At 69.3% G+C, this 18,023-nt stretch carries 16 protein-coding genes; 7 read left to right on the top strand and 9 right to left on the bottom strand.

Annotated elements, in window-relative coordinates:
• Nucleotides 1–30: 30 nt before the first annotated feature.
• The 3 genes from ACZ56U_RS23950 (at nucleotide 31) to ACZ56U_RS23960 (ending at nucleotide 3,499) form a co-directional block, all read left to right on the top strand.
• Nucleotides 31–1,086, top strand: coding sequence for a ferredoxin reductase (locus ACZ56U_RS23950; RefSeq protein ID WP_469086026.1), 1,056 nt, complete (start codon nucleotides 31–33; stop codon nucleotides 1,084–1,086).
• A 7-nt stretch (nucleotides 1,087–1,093) separates the two neighbouring features.
• Complete coding sequence (locus ACZ56U_RS23955) at nucleotides 1,094–2,218, top strand: fatty acid desaturase family protein (protein ID WP_469086027.1); 1,125 nt, start codon at nucleotides 1,094–1,096, stop codon at nucleotides 2,216–2,218.
• Between the two features lie 279 nt (nucleotides 2,219–2,497).
• Nucleotides 2,498–3,499 (top strand): ADP-ribosylglycohydrolase family protein, encoded by a 1,002-nt coding sequence (locus ACZ56U_RS23960; RefSeq protein ID WP_469086028.1) that lies wholly within the window; start codon nucleotides 2,498–2,500, stop codon nucleotides 3,497–3,499.
• 33 nt (nucleotides 3,500–3,532) lie between these two features.
• Here ACZ56U_RS23960 and ACZ56U_RS23965 read toward each other — a convergent pair whose 3' ends face one another.
• From ACZ56U_RS23965 to ACZ56U_RS23985, 5 genes are all read right to left on the bottom strand, one after another.
• Entirely contained in the window at nucleotides 3,533–3,844 is a 312-nt protein-coding gene (locus ACZ56U_RS23965) for an SCO5918 family protein (protein WP_469086029.1), read from the bottom strand.
• 54 nt (nucleotides 3,845–3,898) lie between these two features.
• The gene (locus ACZ56U_RS23970) at nucleotides 3,899–4,303 is read right to left on the bottom strand and encodes a CBS domain-containing protein (RefSeq protein ID WP_469086030.1); all 405 of its coding nucleotides are present in this window, start codon (nucleotides 4,301–4,303) and stop codon (nucleotides 3,899–3,901) included.
• 52 nt (nucleotides 4,304–4,355) lie between these two features.
• Nucleotides 4,356–5,867, bottom strand: a complete 1,512-nt coding sequence (locus ACZ56U_RS23975) for a DEAD/DEAH box helicase (RefSeq protein WP_469086031.1) — start codon at nucleotides 5,865–5,867, stop codon at nucleotides 4,356–4,358.
• A 323-nt stretch (nucleotides 5,868–6,190) separates the two neighbouring features.
• Complete coding sequence (locus ACZ56U_RS23980) at nucleotides 6,191–6,394, bottom strand: cold-shock protein (protein ID WP_469086032.1); 204 nt, start codon at nucleotides 6,392–6,394, stop codon at nucleotides 6,191–6,193.
• A 547-nt stretch (nucleotides 6,395–6,941) separates the two neighbouring features.
• Nucleotides 6,942–7,265, bottom strand: coding sequence for a helix-turn-helix domain-containing protein (locus ACZ56U_RS23985; RefSeq protein ID WP_469086033.1), 324 nt, complete (start codon nucleotides 7,263–7,265; stop codon nucleotides 6,942–6,944).
• A 1,029-nt stretch (nucleotides 7,266–8,294) separates the two neighbouring features.
• Between ACZ56U_RS23985 and ACZ56U_RS23990 the strand changes: the two genes are divergently transcribed.
• Nucleotides 8,295–9,062: an ArsR/SmtB family transcription factor gene (locus ACZ56U_RS23990; RefSeq protein WP_469086034.1), complete on the top strand. Its 768-nt coding sequence runs from the start codon at nucleotides 8,295–8,297 to the stop codon at nucleotides 9,060–9,062.
• A gap of 622 nt (nucleotides 9,063–9,684) precedes the next feature.
• Nucleotides 9,685–10,452, top strand: a complete 768-nt coding sequence (locus ACZ56U_RS23995) for a GNAT family N-acetyltransferase (RefSeq protein WP_469086035.1) — start codon at nucleotides 9,685–9,687, stop codon at nucleotides 10,450–10,452.
• Between the two features lie 228 nt (nucleotides 10,453–10,680).
• On the opposite strand, the gene ACZ56U_RS24000 is transcribed toward ACZ56U_RS23995, so the two are convergent.
• Nucleotides 10,681–11,121 carry a hypothetical protein gene (locus ACZ56U_RS24000; protein ID WP_469086036.1) on the bottom strand — a complete coding sequence of 147 codons (441 nt, stop codon included), beginning with the start codon at nucleotides 11,119–11,121 and terminating at the stop codon, nucleotides 10,681–10,683.
• 760 nt (nucleotides 11,122–11,881) lie between these two features.
• On the opposite strand from ACZ56U_RS24000, the gene ACZ56U_RS24005 reads away from it, so the two are divergent.
• A complete protein-coding gene (locus tag ACZ56U_RS24005; protein ID WP_469086037.1) occupies nucleotides 11,882–12,241 on the top strand; it encodes a hypothetical protein in 360 nt (119 codons plus the stop codon).
• Nucleotides 12,242–12,395: 154 nt separating this feature from the next.
• Here ACZ56U_RS24005 and ACZ56U_RS24010 read toward each other — a convergent pair whose 3' ends face one another.
• The 3 genes from ACZ56U_RS24010 to ACZ56U_RS24020 form a co-directional block, all read right to left on the bottom strand.
• Nucleotides 12,396–13,418 (bottom strand): MASE1 domain-containing protein, encoded by a 1,023-nt coding sequence (locus tag ACZ56U_RS24010; RefSeq protein WP_469086038.1) that lies wholly within the window; start codon nucleotides 13,416–13,418, stop codon nucleotides 12,396–12,398.
• 59 nt (nucleotides 13,419–13,477) lie between these two features.
• Nucleotides 13,478–14,308 (bottom strand): PP2C family protein-serine/threonine phosphatase, encoded by an 831-nt coding sequence (locus ACZ56U_RS24015; protein ID WP_469086039.1) that lies wholly within the window; start codon nucleotides 14,306–14,308, stop codon nucleotides 13,478–13,480.
• Nucleotides 14,309–14,508: 200 nt separating this feature from the next.
• Nucleotides 14,509–15,342 carry an alpha/beta fold hydrolase gene (locus ACZ56U_RS24020; protein ID WP_469086040.1) on the bottom strand — a complete coding sequence of 278 codons (834 nt, stop codon included), beginning with the start codon at nucleotides 15,340–15,342 and terminating at the stop codon, nucleotides 14,509–14,511.
• A 105-nt stretch (nucleotides 15,343–15,447) separates the two neighbouring features.
• Here ACZ56U_RS24020 and ACZ56U_RS24025 point away from each other — a divergent pair, with 105 nt between their 5' ends.
• On the top strand, nucleotides 15,448–17,724 hold the full coding sequence (locus ACZ56U_RS24025; protein ID WP_469086041.1) for an ATP-binding protein: 2,277 nt from the start codon (nucleotides 15,448–15,450) through the stop codon (nucleotides 17,722–17,724).
• Nucleotides 17,725–18,023: the final 299 nt, after the last annotated feature.

An 18,023-nucleotide genomic window follows, 5' to 3' on the forward strand; every position in this document is an offset into this window, starting at 1 on the left:
TTACGCCCTGAAGCGCAGCAAGCTGGAGACATGACGAGTACAGCCCTCCGCAGCAGGGCGTGGAAACTGCTCGAGATGGTCACGACGCCGCTGCTGCCGTCGGACTACCTCGACCTGGTCAGCCCGCTGCGCGCGGGCGCTGACCTTCGCGGGCGCATCGAGGCCGTGCACCCCGAGACGCCTGACGCCGCGACCATCGTGATCAGACCGGGACGGGGCTGGCGCGGCCACACGCCCGGTCAGTACGTACGGATCGGGGTCGACGTCGACGGCGTGCGCCTGTGGCGTGCCTACTCCATCACCTCGCCGACGAACCGCCCGGACGGTCGCATCACGATCACCGTGAAGGCGATCCCGGACGGCAAGGTCAGCAACCACCTGGTCCGCAAGGCGAAACCGGGCACGCTGATCCAGCTCGACCAGGCGACCGGCGACTTCGTGCTGCCGCCGGCCAAGCCCGCCAAGGTGCTCTACCTGACGGCCGGCAGCGGCATCACGCCTGTGATGGGCATGCTGCGCGACACCGCGTTCGACGACGTCGTCATGGTCCACTGCGCGCCACAGCCGCAGGACGTGATCTTCCGCGACGAACTGCATGACCTGGTCGCGGACAACAAGCTGCGGCTCACCGAGGTGCACACCGACACGGACGGCACGCTCGACATCGCCCGTCTCGACGAACTCGTGCCCGACTGGGCCGAGCGTGAGACCTGGGCCTGCGGGCCCACGGGCCTGCTCGACGCCGCCGAGAAGCACTGGAGCGAACACGGCGTCCCAGAGCGCCTGCACATCGAACGCTTCCGCCCCAGCATCGTCGTCACCGGCGACGGCGGCGAGATTACCTTCAGCACCAGCGGCAAGACGGTTGACGCGGATGGTGCGACGCCGTTGCTGGACGTCGGTGAGGAGGCCGGAGTGCTCATGCCGTCGGGGTGCCGCATGGGCATCTGCTTCGGTTGCATCACGCCGCTCAAGGCGGGCGCCGTCCGCGACCTGCGCACCGGCGAGATCACCGAGGCCGAACCGGGCGTCCTCATCCAGACCTGCGTGTCCGCTGCCGCGGGCCCTTGCGACATCGAACGTTAGGAACACCTTGACCGCTATCGACCCCACCGCCCACCTGACCGCGGAGCAGATCGAGGAGCTCGGCCGCGAGCTGGACGCGATCCGCGACGAAGTGATCGCCAGCCGCGGTGAGAAAGACGCCGCCTACATCCGCAAGGTCATCTCGGCGCAGCGCAAGCTCGAGTTGGCCAGCAGGGGCGTGCTGCTGTTCTCGTTCTTCCCGCCCGCGTGGCTGGTCGGCACTGCCGGGCTGTCCGTGGCGAAGATCATGGACAACATGGAGATCGGCCACAACGTCCTGCACGGCCAGTGGGACTGGATGCGGGACCCGAAGATCCACTCCTCCACCTGGGACTGGGACCACGTATCGCCGGCCGAGCAGTGGAAGCACTCGCACAACGAGCTGCACCACACGTACACCAACGTGCTCGGCAAGGACAACGACCTCGGCTACGGCATCATGCGCGTCGACGAGGACCAGAAGTGGCACCCCTTCCACCTCGGCCAGCCGCTGTGGAACTTCATCAACGCCTGCTTCTTCGAGTACGGCATCGCGGCGTACGACCTGGAGCTGGGCAAGAACCTGAACAAGCGCCGCCGCAAGGACCCGCAGTTCCGCGCGCAGGCCAGGGCCGTGGGCCGCAAGATCCGCAAGCAGGTGCTCAAGGACTACGTGATCCACCCGGCGCTGTCGGGCCCGTCGTTCCTCACCACGCTCGCCGCCACGTTCACCGCGAACCTGGTCCGCAACATCTGGTCCCACTCGGTGATCATGTGCGGGCACTTCCCTGAGGGCGTACAGGTCTTCGAGCGCCGGTCGATCAAGGGCGAGACGCGCGGCCAGTGGTACCTGCGCCAGATGATGGGCTCGGCCAACATCAGCGGCAGCAAGGCCATGCACTTCATGACCGGCAACCTCTCGCACCAGATCGAGCACCACCTGTTCCCGGACCTGCCGAGCAACCGCTACGCCGAGGTCGCGGTGAAGGTGCGCGCGCTGTTCGAGAAGTACGAGCTGGAGTACGTCACCGGTCCCCTGCCCAAGCAGGTGTTCTCCGCGTGGCGCAAGGTCATCCGGCTCTCGCTGCCGAACAGCAAGCCCAAGGCCAAGGCACCGGTTCGCGAGCAGGAGCAGGAACTCGTCGCGGCCTGATCACCGGTATCGGCTCAGACCTCTCACCGGATCCCGCGCCGGCGCCGGGTCCGGTGAGGTCTGTTGTAACGGTGGGCGACCTGGACACCAGCGCGCACGACACCAGCGCTGGGCTGTGACGCGGACAGTGGGTGACCTGTGCGGGTGTCTCAGCCGGTGCGCCTCCGTAGTCGAGACGCATCCGCCGCCGACGGTTCGGGGAGCCGAGGAACGCGACAGGGCCGTGCGGCCGTAGGCGCGGCTGGGCGGGGCGGGGCGGGGCGCGGATAGCCTCCGCGCATGAAGCGGATACAGCGAGCCGCCGGCGCGGTCGTCGGCTCGGCGGTGGGTGACGCCCTGGGCGGCCCATTCGAGTTCGGTCCCCAGGGAGTGTTCTCCGCGCGGTTTCCCGTGCCTGGTGCCGGTGGCGAGATGTGCGGAGGCGGCGGCTGGGAGCCCGGCGAGGCGACCGACGACACGCAGATGGCCGTCCTGGTCGCGGAGTCGTTGCTGGAGCGGGGTGGCCTGGATCTGCCGGACATCTTCGGCCGCTTCCAGCGGTGGGCAGCGTCAGAGCCGAAGGACATCGGCTTGCAGACCGAAGACGTCCTGACCAACGGCATGTCCTGGGACCTCGCCGCCGCCATCCATTTCCAGGTGAACCAACGAGCAGCGGGAAACGGCTCCTTGATGCGGGCGTCGACCTCCGCGGTCTACTTCGCGGCCGCCGGCCAAGAAGCCACCACGGAGGCGGCACGCCGGATCGCCGCCCTCACCCACGGCGACCGCGCTGCCTGGGAGGGCACCGCGATCTTCCACGAACTCGTCCGCCTCACGTGGGAGGAGACCGACCCCCTCGCCGCGCTCCCGGACATCCTGGCCCTTGTCCACCCCGACCACCGCGGCCGTTACGCCACCGTCCTCGCGCCTGACTGGCACCCCGATCAGGCGACCGAGTTCAACGGTGCCGTCTGGCCCTGCCTGGGCTCCGCCGTCTGGGCCCTGCGCACCACCGCAGGCTTCGAGGACGCGATACGCGCGGCGATCGACCTCGGCGGCGACACGGACACCGTCGCCGCGGTCACCGGAGGCCTCGCGGGGGCGTACTACGGGCTGGACGCCATCCCCGCCCGGTGGACACAGCCACTCCATGTCCCCCTCCCGGGCTTCGACGGGCGGGTGTTGCACCTGGCAGATCTGCTCGACCTTTGCACACCGCCTCGGGGGCTGAAGCGGGTGCTGCTCCGCGAGGGCACCCTCCACGGACTCCAGCCCTCGGCAGCAGTCACCACTACTCGGTGATGGCGGCGAAGCTCACCCCTGCTGCAACGTCGGTCACACGGCTGCCGGGGCCCCGAGCATCGCGGAAGCCTTCTGCAACGGGCTGAGAACGCGCGCCGGTGTGGCGACTTGGGAGAGGTCGCGGCAGGTGAAGCCGAGCTGGGTCATGGCTCGCAGGACTTCGTCGACGCTGAAGTCTCGGCGGTCCTGGCGGGTGATGACCTGCCCGACCTGCTTGACGGGGTAGGTGCGACGGCCGATGATCACGGACGCCCCGATGGCTTGCTCAGGCTTGACGCCCTTCATCGATTCCAGGACACCGCTCTTGGTCAGGTCGAACGGGAATCGGGCGATGACACAGCGCATGATGCCTCACAGGGGAGAAGAACGAAGGGATGGTTCTGCCGCGTTTGAGGCGGATCACCGGGCGAGGGCGAGGATGCCCAGGGCGTTGCCCTGTTCATCCACCACGGGCAGTGCATGGAGGCTGCGGTAGCGCATCGCATGCTCGGCCTCGACCATCGTGGTCACGGGAGAGGCGAAAGGCCCCGGGTCGACGGCGATGTCCCGCAGTTGGACCCGGTCCGTGTACACGGCGCTGTCGCGGACCGCGGTGAGCTGTGCCTCGGTGAGAAGTCCGGTGCACACGCCGTCGTTGTCACAGACGAGCAGGTGTGTGGTGCGGGCGCTGGCCATGACGGACAGGGCCACCTCGACGGTCATGTCGTCACACACTTGCGGACCGGCGGTGTCCATGGCGTCGGCCACCGTCCTCGAAATGACGTCGGTGCCTGTCGGGCGGGGCTGCATCTGAACCATCGTCAAAACGTGCCTCCTACAGAGGTGGGCCAGGGTGCTGAACCTGAACACGAAGTCCTTACGCCGCCGCGTTGAACGTGGACTGCCGGGTCTTGCGTCGGGCGGCCGAGGCGGGGCTACGACGGCCGCGTGACGGCGACGTGCCGCGCTGACGCCGCTCGGCGACCGGCGCGGTGATCGTCACGGGGATGCCGGAGGGCGTCTGGGCGCCGGTGATCTGGCTGAGTGCCTCTTCGCCGGAGCGGACCTGCGTGGTCTGGGGCACGATGCCGGCGGCGGCCATGAGACGGGTCATCTCGCGGCGCTGGTTGGGGGTGACCAGGGTGACGACACGGCCGGACTCGCCGGCGCGGGCGGTGCGACCGCCGCGGTGCAGGTAGTCCTTGTGGTCGGTCGGCGGGTCGACGTTGACGACCAGGTCCAGGTTGTCGACGTGGATGCCGCGGGCGGCGACGTTCGTGGCCACGAGCACGCCGACATGCCCGGTCTTGAACTGGGTCAGGGTCCGGGTGCGCTGCGGCTGCGACTTGCCACCGTGCAGGGCGGCGGCCCGCACCCCGCAGTTCAGCAGATCCTGCGTCAACCGGTCGACGGCGTGCTTGGTGTCCAGGAACATGATCACTCGGCCCTCGCGTGCCGCGATCTGCGTCGTCGTCCAGTGCTTGTCCGCGCCGTGGACGTGCAGCACGTGGTGCTCCATCGTGCTGACCGCACCCGCGGACGGGTCGACGGAGTGGACGACCGGGTCGGTGAGGTAGCGGCGGACCAGTCGGTCGACATTGCGGTCGAGGGTGGCGGAGAACAGCATCCGCTGGCCCTCGGGGCGGACTTGGTCCAAGAGCGCGGTGACCTGGGGCATGAAGCCCATGTCGGCCATCTGGTCCGCCTCGTCCAGGACAGTGATCGCGACCTGGTTCAGCCGGCACTCCCCGCGGTCGATGAGGTCCTTGAGCCGGCCCGGTGTCGCGACGACGACCTCGGCACCGTTGCGCAGCGCGTGGGCCTGCCTGCCGATCGACATTCCTCCGACGACCGTGGCAAGACGCAGTTGCACCGAGCGGGCGTAGGGGGTGAGTGCGTCGGTCACCTGCTGGGCCAGCTCGCGTGTCGGTACGAGGACCAGGGCCAGCGGCTGACGGGGCTCGGCGCGCTGGCCCGCGGTGCGGGCCAGCAGGGCCAGACCGAAAGCGAGGGTCTTGCCGGAGCCGGTGCGTCCGCGTCCCAGGGCGTCTCGGCCCGCGAGGGTGTTGGGCAGGGTGGCGCCCTGGATCGGGAACGGGACACTCACGCCGTGCGCGGTCAGCGCCGCCAGCAACTGCTTGGGCATGTCGAGGTCGGCGAACGCCTCGACCGCGGGCAGCCCGGGAGTGATCGTCTTGGGCAGCGCGAACTCCCCCTGAACCGCTGCGGGCCGCCGGCCGTAGCCGCCCGAACGGCTCGGACCCCCTGAACGGCTCGGGGCGGACGATGCGAAACGGCTGCCGCGCCTGGTGCCGCCGCCGGAGCCGAAAGCGGGGACCTCGCCGCGGCTGCGACGGGAAGAACGGTCATTGGTACGTGCAAAATTCATTGAGAACCTTCCTTGATACGGCACGTATCAAGGAATTCCCGCAGCGAAAGCAGCGCTGGGAATCACAAGACCGGACCGAATGAATACGAAAAAGCATGAGGAGTGCGATAGATCTGGCGCGAATTGCATCGGTAGAATTTCTGATGCCATCGGGACGTGAAATCCCGGGCCCCTACCGGTTGCGCCTTCGACGAGGCGCCCGTCCCTGGACAAGGGACCGCGGACGCTTCTCGTCCCGCAGGTCGCACCACTGCGGGAAATGTCCGTAGCTGGGGCCCGCACCCCTCGGAGTGCGGGCCCCAGCTACGGAGTACGCGTCAGCGTCAGGCGAGAACGATGTTCTCGGCCGTCGGGCCCTTCTGGCCCGTCACGATGTCGAAGGAGACCTTCTGACCTTCGAGCAACTCGCGGAAGCCACGGGCGGCGATGTTCGAGAAGTGGGCGAACACGTCGTCACCCCCACCGTCCTGCTCGATGAAGCCGAACCCCTTGGCCGCGTTGAACCACTTCACAGTGCCTGAAGCCATGTCATATCTCCTCTTGGGCAGTACGCCGGGATCCGCGATGCACGGAAACCGGGTCGCCGCGATGATGCCCCGTCCGGGAAACGACCGGCCAAAAAAACACCGCCACCGGCTGAAATGACGGTGAAGGCGTTTGAAGTTTTTGGGAACCACAACTGCAACTGAGATCAACAGTAGCATGAGATGGCGGGCCGAGTCCGGTAAATGCCCCGGCCCCGACCGTCCCAGCGACAATATTTTCTGCGCGACGCGGCAAATCCTCACCTCGCGGCCATAGATATTGACCGACCCGAAGCGCAGCGTTTCAGGAACAGCGGTCGCCCTTACGCGCTCAAAGAGCGCTTATTCCAGTGGCGATTTTCCGCCCGGCACGCACCCCCGCTTGACCAGTGCACCTCCCGCGACATGCGCAGGCGAAGGTGACCATCTGATCCAGCAGCACAGCGCACGACAGCACAACGCCCACGCCGGGAGACGTGGGCGAAGGGGAACTTGGGGGAACTTGCAAGTTCCCCTGAGGCAATGACCACGCACTGCCTCAGGCTGCGGGTCACGTGGACGCTTCGGCCGCGCGGCGGTGTTCCGCGTTGATGCGCTGGGCTTCTTCGAGTTGGTCCTCGAGGATGATGATGCGGCAGGCGGCCTCGATGGGCGTGCCCTGGTCGACGAGTTCGCGGGCCCGGGCGGCGATGCGCAGCTGGTAGCGGGAATAGCGGCGGTGTCCGCCTGCGGAGCGCAGCGGGGTGATGAGGCGGGCTTCGCCGACGGCGCGAAGGAAGCCCTGGGTGGTGCCGAGCAGTTCGGCGGCCCGGCCCATGGTGTAGGCGGGGTAGTCGTCGTCATCGAGACGCCCGAACGAGTCGTCTGCTGTCATCGCACCTCTCTGTGGAACACGTGGAGGGGTCCTGGTGCCATCGGCACCAGGACCCCGAAGGAACTATCTACACCATCTGCCGGCCCAGTAATGCGCCGGCCTTCTGTTTCCGCGTGCCTGGCCTGAAGACTGCCGGGGATGCGGGGATCGCGAATGCGTGACCGGAGACCACCTCACTATCGATGTCCTGCGGTACCCGGACCCACTACTCGTCCGGGCGATCCTGATGGCGCTCGGCTCCTCCGTTCTTCCCTCTGATCAATCACTTACCGAACTGGTACTGCGGTCCTGCTCGTGGCAGCCCCTGATCACCGCGGGCCACCCGGTCCGGCCGTCAGTCCCGTCGCCGTCATGCAACAACCCTGGCTTCGGAGCTCCACTGCCGCACCGTCCTGCGTACTGCTGCCCGGCAGTTCATCTCTGCCGGGCCCTTCTAGATCTCGGCTACGAGAGAAACCATAACTGGCCGGATCTCCAATGTCTACTATGGCCAAGGTAGATTTTCGCGGCCTTGACCATGAGGTAGTCCCCCGCGAACGGCACAGCGAGCGGTCGGGCCGCCCGATCAGTCGGACAGTGCCTGCGGGCGAGGCGCGTCGAGCAGGGTGTGTTTCACCGGACACGACAGTCGTCTCCGCCCGGCCCTCCCCCGGCTGTGGGCGGCGCGGATTGGGCGGCCCCGGGTGTGAAGACTGCGTACAGCTTCCCTTCGGGCGTGCCTCTCGGGGTGTGCCAGGTGGGGCATCCTGGGGTGCGCTCACACGCGCTGTCGCGCTGTCGCGGTGGCAGGGGGGACGGTTGGTGTTACGCATCCACTTCACGGCGGAGGACCTCGCCCGGACCCGGGTAGCCGCGACGATCGGTGTGGCAGCGGAGATCTACTACAGCCTGGAGTTGCTGAGGGAGACGCGAGATCTTCTTCACCTGCGGTCATGGCGCTCAGCGGTCGCGGGCCGGATGGGAAGCGACACACGCCCCCTGACGTCCCTGGTTCCGGTGCGCGGCCCCGGGCTTGATCTGCTGGCGTTGATGGGTGACGTGTCTTCTCTGGACCACGCCGTGGACAACCTGCTCCACGCCCCGGTGTCCCGGTTGCGACGCGAGTTCGAAGGTCTCGACTTCCACCCCGGACACCTGCCCTGGGCCAGACGCGTGTCCGAAGGAGACCGGGACGCGCGGCGGGAGCTCGCCGAAGCCGTGCGCGCCTGTCATCGGCTGGCCGTGGAGCCCTACTGGCACCGGGGACGGGCCGAGTTGGTCGCGCTGTCCACCCGTTGCGCGAACCTGGTCCTGGAAGGAGGCACCGATCTGCTGCTGCGGTCGATCTGCGCACCACTGGTCCGCTGGCGTCCGCCAGTGCTCGAAGCTCCCTACCCGCGCCGGGTCGAGGTGCGCCTCCAGGGCAGGGGGCTGATCATCACGCCCACGGTCTTCTCGAAGCTCCCGGTCAGCTTTCTGTGGGACCCGCTCGACAACACCCAGTCTCCCCGGTTGACCGTACCGGCCCTCCGCCGGCCGTTGACCGGCCCCGGCGAAGCGGACGACTCCCCCGCCCGGAACCTGGAGTCTCTGCTCGGCCGCACGCGAGCTGCCGCCCTGCGGGTGACAGCGGAGGGTTGCACGACGGCCGAACTGGCACGCCGCCTCAACGTCACGGCCGCGGCGGCCAGTCAGCACGCGACCGTGCTGCGGAACACGGACCTCATCACCACCAGCCGCCGAGGCAGGTCCGTGCTGCACCTCATCACCCCCCTCGGACTGGCCCTGTTGCGGACCGGCGCCCTGACGCCGGAGTGAGGCCCGCCGGTGCCGCCCGCCCGGTCAGACCGGTAGCCGGCCCGCCCAGGTTGTGAAGGGCCCGTGCGACCGGTCACAGACCTGAGCGGCAGACACGTCAGGGGCAGTTCTTCCTGAGTGAGCCGCTTCATCCTGTACTGCAGGGGTGAAACCGGCTCGTCAGCAGGGACGGTGATGTGGCGGAGCGGGGTGTCGGACCCGGCTGAGCCCCGCTGTAACCGTCGCTGAGGGAGCAGCGGCCGTCACTGGTGGGCGGCAGTGGTGCGCGAGCGCCTGAAGTCCCAGCCCGGCCTTGAGCCTGCGGCGGGGGTGGCTCCGGGGAGACCGGCCCCCCCTGGACCGCAGCGAAAATAACTGCTTGTCCACGGCGGTTGGCCGTGGAAGGGTGTACCGCACTCTGCGACCCCGCAGACACACTCACGGTGAGGAACGAAGTCCATGTGCTCGGCGCCCCCCAGCGGTCGCCGTCGGCCCTGAGCCCCGCTTCGCGGCAGCCCAGCCGGCCACGCTGTTGCCTACGGCGACCCCACGACGCGATGCCTGACGCATCGCCGCTCTCGCGCCCCGGACTTCCCAAGTTCACCAGGGGCTCATCCAGAGACTCCGTGAGGTCATACCCACCATGGACACCCAGGTCCAGAGCTTTGCCGTCATCAACCTCCGCCGCCGTCCCGTGGTCGTCGAGACCGGCGGCTTCGTAGCCGGCTTCACCCCCGATACCGACAACCCCTACCTGAACTACGCGACGCCGCTACCCGGCGCGGCACCAACGGCGCGGGACGTCGCCGCGCTGATCGGGGCCTTCCGGGAGCGGGGTCTGCTGCCACGGCTGGAGTTCGTGCCCCAGGCCGCCCCCGCCGTGGCACCGGCCCTGCGGGCGGCGGGCTTCGGCACCGAGGCCGCGCACGAATACCTCGTCTGCACACCCCGCACGCTGGTGCTCCCCCAGTCCCCCGACTCCCCGCAGGTGGAGATCCCGACCACCGACAAGGAGTTCGTTGAGCTCGACGCCGCCTTGGCCGAAGCGTTTGGTGGCCTCTTCACCCCCTCCCCACAGGGTGCGGCCCGGCTGCGTCACACCCAGCAGAGCGGCGGCGCAGTGCGCTTTGTGCGCGACCCACGGGGCGGCATCGCCGGCGGGGCGTCCTGCTCCCCTCCTGCCGAGAACACCGCAGAGCTGACCGGCGTCGGCACGCGCCCCGCCTGCCGCGGCCGCGGCATCGCCGCTGCCGTCACCGCCGTGCTCAGCGAAGCGATGTTCGCCCAGGGAGCCGGTTCAGTCTGGCTGGAGTACTCCGGTGAAGGATCCCGCCGCGTCTACGAACGCGTCGGCTTCCGCCCGCAAGGCACTCGCCTCTACCTCTCGTTGCCGCCTGCGCAGCAACCCTGACAGCACCACCGAGATCAATGTGGACTTCGCAGTCGACGGGAGCGAAGTCTTCGGCCTCTGGCGGCTGCGCCGGTACGGGCTGAGCCTGCCCAAGCCTTCTGACGTCACGGATCAGGACCTGTAACCCGTAGCCAGAGCTGAGAGCCCCCCGGCCGCGCCGGGGGGCTCTCAGCTTGGATGTCATGGGCGTAGCCGATCCGAAGGTCGACCACGTCGGCTGCCGTCAGGTCACGGGCACAGGCCGTTGTCCGAGTTGTAGTAGATGTCGATCGAACCGCTCCAGGTCATGCACTGGCCGGCCTCGGGGAGGTCCTTGTACACCGGGCCGGCGTAGGTCGTGTAGGAGCCGGCGTCCCTCGCCGGGGCGCTGCTGGTCGGCCAGGTGTCCAGGGTGACCTCCATGAACACGCGGGCGCCGGGCTTGTTGCGTACGGTCACCGCGCACCACTGCTCGTCCGCGGAGCTGTAGGCCACGTACGTGGTGGCGGCCACGGTGGTCTGCGAGGACTTGATCGGGGTCGACATGAAGACCTCGTACCCCTCGCCGCACGCTCCGTTGTACGCGCCTGTGGTGGAGGCCGAGGCCGGTGTGGTCGCGGCGAGTGTGCCGCCCAGGGCCAGGACGGCGAGGGCGCCGGCGGTGACTGCCTTGTTGCGGATCGACTTCATGGTGTTCCCCCTGTTGCTGCCATATCGGGACGGCCGGTCGTTGCCGTCCACGCAGAGTGAGACCGGAAAGCCCCACTGACAGTTGTGGGCCTTTTTGTCGCGGTCCTGTCACTGGTGTCACAAAGGCCGTTACGCCAACTGCGGGTTGTCCGCCCGTTCATGCGGCCGTCACCAGGTCCGTTTCCTCGGCTGCCACGTAAGGCGCCCACTCCGGCTCGCGGGTACCTGAGGGCTATGACGGTGGCGTCACCGTAGGGCAGGTCAAACAGACGCCGTCGCGGGCTCGGCAGGCTTCGCGGACGTGTTCGGCAGCTGCCTAGCGATCGACGGCAGCCCCACCGCTCGGGCGCCACCCCAGCCAGAGGTCTCCCCCGTCGGGCCGGTAGCGGTCTCCGTCGTCCAGCTGCTCGGTCCAGGGCTCAGCCACATCCTCAGGCTACCGGCCAACTGCCCCGCCCCGCCCTGCGGTTCACCGCCCGCTGACTCCCCCGGGCCACCGTCGCGCACTCCCTTTCGGCTATAGCTGAAACGTCTAGTGGCTCCAGGCCCCCGGTCCCGGTCTTGGTCTGCGGGCCTTCATCGCGTGAAACGCGTCGACGACCTTCATCCCACGAGCGCCTGGAAGCCGACTCGGCCAGTGGCGCCCCCGCCACCAAGGTCCACCTCCGGGTCGCCGGCAGCAGCGCCCTGTGCGCCCGTTCTGCCAGGTAGGGCCACCACTCGGCCTGCCCGAGCGGGTCGGTGCGTAGAATCCGATCTCATGTCGAAGCCTGACGCGCTGATCGTAGATATCGCCGCCCGTGTGGAGTCCGGGCAGAGTAATCAGATGTCCCTGACCGTGGTGACCGGTGGTGCTGTCATCACCGGTCGCCTGGCTCCCGAAGCCGTGTGGAGGCAGCGGGTGTCGGAGGTGTTGGCGGACTCCTCCGACCTCGGCGATTTCTCCGCCGTCTTCGACACCCCCGTGAAGGAGGAGGGGCCGCCCACGCATCTGCACTTCCATGTCGCCCGGATCCTGCAGGGCACTGTGGGGATCCCGGAGACGGGCGGGATGTACCGCGTGGCGATCGAGGACGTCAGCGCCTGGACCGTGGGCGACTTCAGCTACTCCGACCACTGACCCGCCGCCGCGCCGAGAACGGCACGGAACGCATCGAGGGCCCTACCGGCGCGCGCCGGTAGGGCGGCGTCCCGAGTGAGCCACACCGGGCGACGCGGCATGCGACTGGGCAGTGAGCCGCACCGGGCATCACGGCATGCCGCAGGGGCGAGGCTCAATGTCCTCTCTCCTGCTGCCGGGGCCCGTCGTCGGTCTCCGCCTCCCCCTTCGGCCGCATGGGCCTGCCGCGTGCCGCATCCCCCGCGGTGAGATGTTCGAGGACCTCGACAAGCTCCTGGCAGGCCCGTTCCACCGAGCGCCGGGTGTTGCGCTGCTCGGTCATCACAGCCGAGAGGAGCAGGGCGGTCAGGGCTATGGTGCCGTTGAACGCCTGCAGTTTGATCATCATCTCAATCTGGTTCAAGCCTTTGAAAGGCCCTGCTCCCTCCGCTGCGGCAACAGTGGCCATGACGGACGCGAAGAGAGCGCAGAGCATGCTGCCGACCAGCTGGAAGCGCAGGGCAGCCCAGATCAGCAGAGGGTAGACGAGGAACAGCACGCTGAGCCTGCTGTGGGTGACCAGCGGCATGACGCCGCAGGTGACGATCGTCAGCGCTGTGGCCTCCAGCCAACGGGACAGAGGCGGGGGCCAGCGTGCCTCGTACAACACGAGCAGAAGCGGCGTAATGATCAAGACGCCCATCGCGTCGCCCACCCACCACGCCAGCCACACCCCCCAGAAGCTGTGGGTGTGCAGCCGGTCCGTGATCACGAGCATGCCGACCCCCACCGTGGCACTGATCAGCATGCCGGTCAGGGCCCCGAGGAACACCAGCGCCAGGCCGTCCCGCAACCGGCTCAGGTCGGTACGAAAGCCCACCGCACGCAGCATCAGGTACGCGCAGACAGGTGCGGCCGTGTTGCCGGCCAGGTTCCCGAGCACCTCGGGCCTGAGCGAGGTGAGGTGCACGACGACGAGCAGGGCTCCGAGTGTGATTCCGGGCCAGACGCGCAGCCCGAAGATCAGCAGAGCGGCCACCGCGATACCGGTCGGCGGCCAGATGGGAGTGAACACCGCCCCTTCGACGGCCAGGTTCCAGAGAAGTCCGAGTCGTCCCGCGGCGTAGTAGCAACCGGCGACGGCCAGCGTCTGGAGGGCGAAGACGCCGTCCCGGCGCAGATTCTCGGTACCCACCACACCAGCCATCAGACACCGAGGCCGCCGCTCCGGCGAGGCGGGAGCGGCCGCATGCCGCCCTACGGCTGAGCTTCGGCCCCTTCGTACCCGACGACGAGCACGGCGGCGTCGTCCTCATGTCCCACCTGGTCCGCGCCCCGCATCACGGCGGTGGCGAGCGCACCGGCGTCCATGCCCGCCACAGCGGCGACCCCGGCAAGTCGCACGACCTGGTCCAGCCCCTGACCGAGTTCCATGGACGGCCCCTCCACCACACCGTCCGTGAGCAGGACAAGCACGCCGCCCGTGGTGAGCCGGTAACAGGTGACGGGGTAGGTCGTGCCGGCCTGGACACCCAGCGGCGGACCGCCCTCGTCGCCGCCGATACCGCTCCTGCCGTCCGCCGTCGCCCAGACGAGGGGGATGTGCCCGGCGCGGGCACTCTCCAGTACGCCGGTGGTCGGGTCGAGGCGCAGGAAAGTGCAGGTGGCGAAGAGATCGGTGCCGAGGGACAGGAGGAGGTCGTTCGTCCGCGCGAGCAGTTCGCCGGGCTCGCTTGTCACCGAGGCGAGGGCACGCAGCCCGACACGTACCTGCCCCATGAAGGCGGCGGCCTCTATGTTGTGGCCCTGGACGTCCCCGATGGACAGCCCGATCCGGCCGTCCGGGAGGCGAAAGGCGTCGTACCAGTCTCCGCCCACGTTCAGGCCATGAAAGGCCGGTGCGTAGCGCACCGCGAGGTGGTAGCCGGGCGCGGTGGGCATCTCCGCGGGAAGCATGCCGCGCTGCAGGGCAATGGCCAGCTCGACCTGGGAGCGCTGTAGCTCCGCGTGCTCACGCGCCCGAGAAGTCAGCGAGCCGAGTCTGGCCAGCAGCTCGTCGCCGTCGTACGCGGGGCCCTTGCGGGACATGCGCCACTCCGAAAGATGTTCATCCCTTTTCGGACATTAGCCCAAAAGCATTCATATGGAATGCTAGCGGAACTTTCGGAAACACCGGGCCTGGCCTTCTGCTCGGGCATGGATGCGGTGGGTGAAGGCGGTCATCGCCACCCGGCGCTAGGCCGGGCCGCCGGCGGTGACCGCTTCAGGGGGTGTCCCGCCGCTGGGAACTACTTCGCGAGGAACGCCAGCAGCGCCGCGTTGACCTCCTCCGCGTGCGTCCACAGCAGCCCGTGCGGGGCGCCCTCGATCTCGACGTACTCGGCGGAAGGCAGCAGTGCGTGGAAGGGCCGTCCGGTCGCGTCGATCGGCAGGATGCGGTCGCCGGTGCCGTGCACGATCAGCGACGGTACGTCGACCTTCGCCACGTCGGCCCGGAAGTCGGTGATCCAGGTCGGTACGCAGGCCACCGAGGCGTGCGCCGAGGAACCCGCGGCCACGTTCCAGCTGTTGCGCACGGCCTCCTCGCTGATCCGGCTGCCCAGCGTCTCGTCCAGGTTGTAGAAGTCCTGGTAGAAGGCGGTGAAGTAGGCGTACCGGTCCTTGGTGACCGCGGCCGAGATTCCGTCGAAGACTTCCTGGGGGACACCGGTCGGGTTGTCGTCGGTCTTGAGCAGGAAGGGCTCCAGCGAGGCCAGGAAGGCCGCCTTGGCGATCCGGCCCGATCCGTACGTGCCCAGGTAGCGGCCCACCTCGCCGGTGCCCATGGAGAAGCCGACCAGGACCGCGTCGGTCAGGTCCAGCTCCTCGATCACCTTGTTGAGGTCGGCGGCGAAGGTGTCGTAGTCGTAGCCCGTGGTCGGCTGCGAGGAGCGGCCGAAGCCGCGGCGGTCGTAGGTGATGACCCGGTGGCCGGCCTCCAGCAGCGCCGGGACCTGGCGCTCCCAGGAGTGGCCGTCGAGCGGGTACCCGTGGATCAGCACGACGGGCTGTCCGGTGCCGTGGTCCTCGTAGTAGAGCTCGACGGGCGCGCTGTTCTCTTGGCCAACGGTGATGTACGGCATGTCGGACGTCCTTGTCGTAGGGAGCCTCCAGCTCATCAGGGGCGGCCCGCGCCCGCCAGGCAGAAGTGCAGGCGGAAGTAGAAAACGCTTGTTCTAATTGGCGTGATGACCAGTCACACATCTGAACCCCCGCAGTCCGAGACCTCCCCCGGCGGCACCGCCTTCGGCGGCATACTCCGCTCCCTGCGCAAGGCCGCCCGGCTGACCCTGGAGGAGCTGTCCGAGGCGTCCGGAGTGAGCGTGCGCGCCCTCGGTGACCTGGAGCGCGGCCGCAGCCGAGGACCGCAGCGCCGTACCGTCGAGGCGCTCGCCGCCGCCCTCCGTCTCGACGCCGAGCAGCGCGAGCGCCTCCAGCGGCTGGCCGACGCCGGCCGGGAACGCGGAGGGGCGCCGACAACGCCGTACCTCCTGCGCACAGTCCCGGACTTCACCGGTCGGGAACAGGAACTGGCGGACCTGGCGGCCCTCGCCGGCGGGGCCCGGACGCGGGCCGTGGTGCTCTTCGGGCCGGGCGGGCAGGGCAAGACGACACTGGCGGCGGAGGCGGTACGGAGGCTGTCGGACGCCTTCCCGGACGGCTGTGTGTGCGTCCAGCTGCACGGCATGAGTGACTCCCCGCTGCCCCCTGCCGAGGCCCTGGTCCGCCTGCTCACAGCGCTCGGACATCCGCCCGACCGGATCCCGGTGGACCCGGTCGCCCGGGAGGCGCTCTACCGTGCCACGCTCGCAGGCCGGCGGGCACTGGTCGTCCTGGACGACGCGGCCGACGAGCGTCAGACCAGACCGCTGCTGCCGGACGCGGAGGGCAGTTTCGTGCTGGTCACCAGCCGGCGGCCGCTGGCCGGACTGGAAGGCGTCCGGCGGATCAGGCTCGGCGGGCTCAGCGGCGGTGAATCGGCGCGGCTGCTGGAACGGATCCTCGGCGCCCCGCGCACCGACGGCCAGCCGGAAGTGATCAAGCGGCTGACCGAACTGTGCGGCCACCTTCCCCTGGCCCTGCGGATCGTCGGCAACCGCCTCTCCAGCCGCCCGAGTTGGACCCCGGCCCGACTGGTAAGTCAACTCACCGACGAGGAAAGCAGGTTGAGCGGACTGGTGGCGGGTGACCTCGCCGTCCGCAGCGCACTGGCCCTGTCGTACGGCCAACTCACGCCTCCTCACCGAAGGTTGCTGCGCCGACTCGCTCTGCTGCCCGGCCACGACGCCGGCCCGGACCTCGCGGCCGTCCTCGACGGCGAGGACCCGCTCACCACCGAGGCCTCCCTCGACCTGCTGGTCGACCGGGGCCTGCTGGAGGAGACGACACCCCACCGATACGCCCTGCACGATCTCGTACGGCTCTTCGCCCGCGAGCGGCTGCGGGACGAGGAGGAGGACGCGGACACGGTCCACCTCCAGGTCGCGGACTGGCTGTTGCGCTCGGCTTCGGCGGCCGGCCGCCTGTTCGAGGCACCGGACACCGCGCCGGAGCCGTGGAAGGGCGAGCCCGCGCCCTTCACCCCCGCGTCCGCCGCCGAGGCCGAGGAGTGGCTGACCACCGAACGCGCCCACTGGTCAGGCGCGTTGCCGGTGATGTCGGCGGCCGGCCGGCACCGGGAGATTCTGCACGCGGCCCGCACGCTGTACTGGTTCTCCGACCGCTGGGACTCCTGGCCCGAGTGGCGCACCCTGTTCTCCCACGGCGTCCGCGCGGCGGCGGCGCTCGGCGACCGGTCGGCCGAGGCCCACCAACTCAACTGCCTGGCCTGGACGTACTCGGTGAGCGACGGCCGTCCCCGGGAGGCCGAGGAACACGCCCGCCGTGCACTGGAGTTGGCCACGGACGCGGGCGACATCGCGCAGCAGGCATGGGCGTCGACGTACATCGCCGGGGCCTGCATGTCCCTGGGCCGCCCGGCGGATGCGGCCGAGGCCGCCGAGAGCGCGGTGAGGCTCTTCGCGACCACCGGTGACGAGGCGGGCCAGGCCGTCTCCCGGCGTGTCCTCGGCAGCGCCCTGCGTGAGGCCGGGCGCGCCGAGGAGGCACTGAGCGTCCACCTGGCTCTGCTGGGCGTCCGGGCCGGTGACGCGCCGGGCTTCCAGGAGTTCGCCGAGGCCATCGTGCGCCATCAGATAGCCCGCGACCTGCTCGCCCTGGAGCGGTGGCCCGAGGCGGTGCGGGCCTTCCGCGCCGTCATAGCCCCCGTCACCCACGGCGGCACCAGTCGTTTCCAGGCCCAGGCCCTCGCCGGTCTCGCCACGGCCCTGGAGCGGTGCGGCGAACTGACCGAGGCCCATACCCGCTTCACAGAGGCCCACCGTCTGTTCGTCACGGCCGGCGACACGGCCTCCGCCGACGAGACGGCGACCGCCCTGGCCCGCCTTGCGGGGAGACCCGGTTGAGGAGGACGCGGCCCGGCGACGGAAGACCCGCGCGACGAGCCCCGCGGACTTGCGGCGCCACAGCTGCGAGGCTCCCGGGCCGGTGCGCACGACGGATACCGCCACGTTCGGCACGGGGGTGCCGGTGACGGCGCCGGCCCGGGCGCCGGGCGGCCCCGTCCTCGTGGTCTCCGCCAGGCGCCGGATGTGGTCGACCCGCACCGTCGTGAGCCCCAGCTCACCAGCCGCGAGCCGCAGCGCGGATCGGCGAGTTCCCTGGGTGAACGAGGCCCCCGTGCCACGCCGCGGGAGTTTCACCG

The sequence above is a fragment of the Streptomyces sp. NPDC034103 genome, assembly GCF_055575395.1.

Coding starts and splice junctions, on each gene's coding strand:
- ACZ56U_RS23985 (WP_469086033.1), bottom strand. CDS start 7,265: ATGACAGCAGACGACTCGTTCGGGCGTCTCGATGACGACGACTACCCC.
- ACZ56U_RS23980 (WP_469086032.1), bottom strand. CDS start 6,394: ATGGCTTCAGGCACTGTGAAGTGGTTCAACGCGGCCAAGGGGTTCGGC.
- ACZ56U_RS23950 (WP_469086026.1), top strand. CDS start 31: ATGACGAGTACAGCCCTCCGCAGCAGGGCGTGGAAACTGCTCGAGATG.
- ACZ56U_RS23965 (WP_469086029.1), bottom strand. CDS start 3,844: ATGCGCTGTGTCATCGCCCGATTCCCGTTCGACCTGACCAAGAGCGGT.
- ACZ56U_RS23990 (WP_469086034.1), top strand. CDS start 8,295: ATGGGTGACGTGTCTTCTCTGGACCACGCCGTGGACAACCTGCTCCAC.
- ACZ56U_RS23975 (WP_469086031.1), bottom strand. CDS start 5,867: ATGAATTTTGCACGTACCAATGACCGTTCTTCCCGTCGCAGCCGCGGC.
- ACZ56U_RS23995 (WP_469086035.1), top strand. CDS start 9,685: ATGGACACCCAGGTCCAGAGCTTTGCCGTCATCAACCTCCGCCGCCGT.
- ACZ56U_RS23960 (WP_469086028.1), top strand. CDS start 2,498: ATGAAGCGGATACAGCGAGCCGCCGGCGCGGTCGTCGGCTCGGCGGTG.
- ACZ56U_RS24000 (WP_469086036.1), bottom strand. CDS start 11,121: ATGAAGTCGATCCGCAACAAGGCAGTCACCGCCGGCGCCCTCGCCGTC.
- ACZ56U_RS24020 (WP_469086040.1), bottom strand. CDS start 15,342: ATGCCGTACATCACCGTTGGCCAAGAGAACAGCGCGCCCGTCGAGCTC.
- ACZ56U_RS24015 (WP_469086039.1), bottom strand. CDS start 14,308: ATGTCCCGCAAGGGCCCCGCGTACGACGGCGACGAGCTGCTGGCCAGA.
- ACZ56U_RS24025 (WP_469086041.1), top strand. CDS start 15,448: ATGACCAGTCACACATCTGAACCCCCGCAGTCCGAGACCTCCCCCGGC.
- ACZ56U_RS24005 (WP_469086037.1), top strand. CDS start 11,882: ATGTCGAAGCCTGACGCGCTGATCGTAGATATCGCCGCCCGTGTGGAG.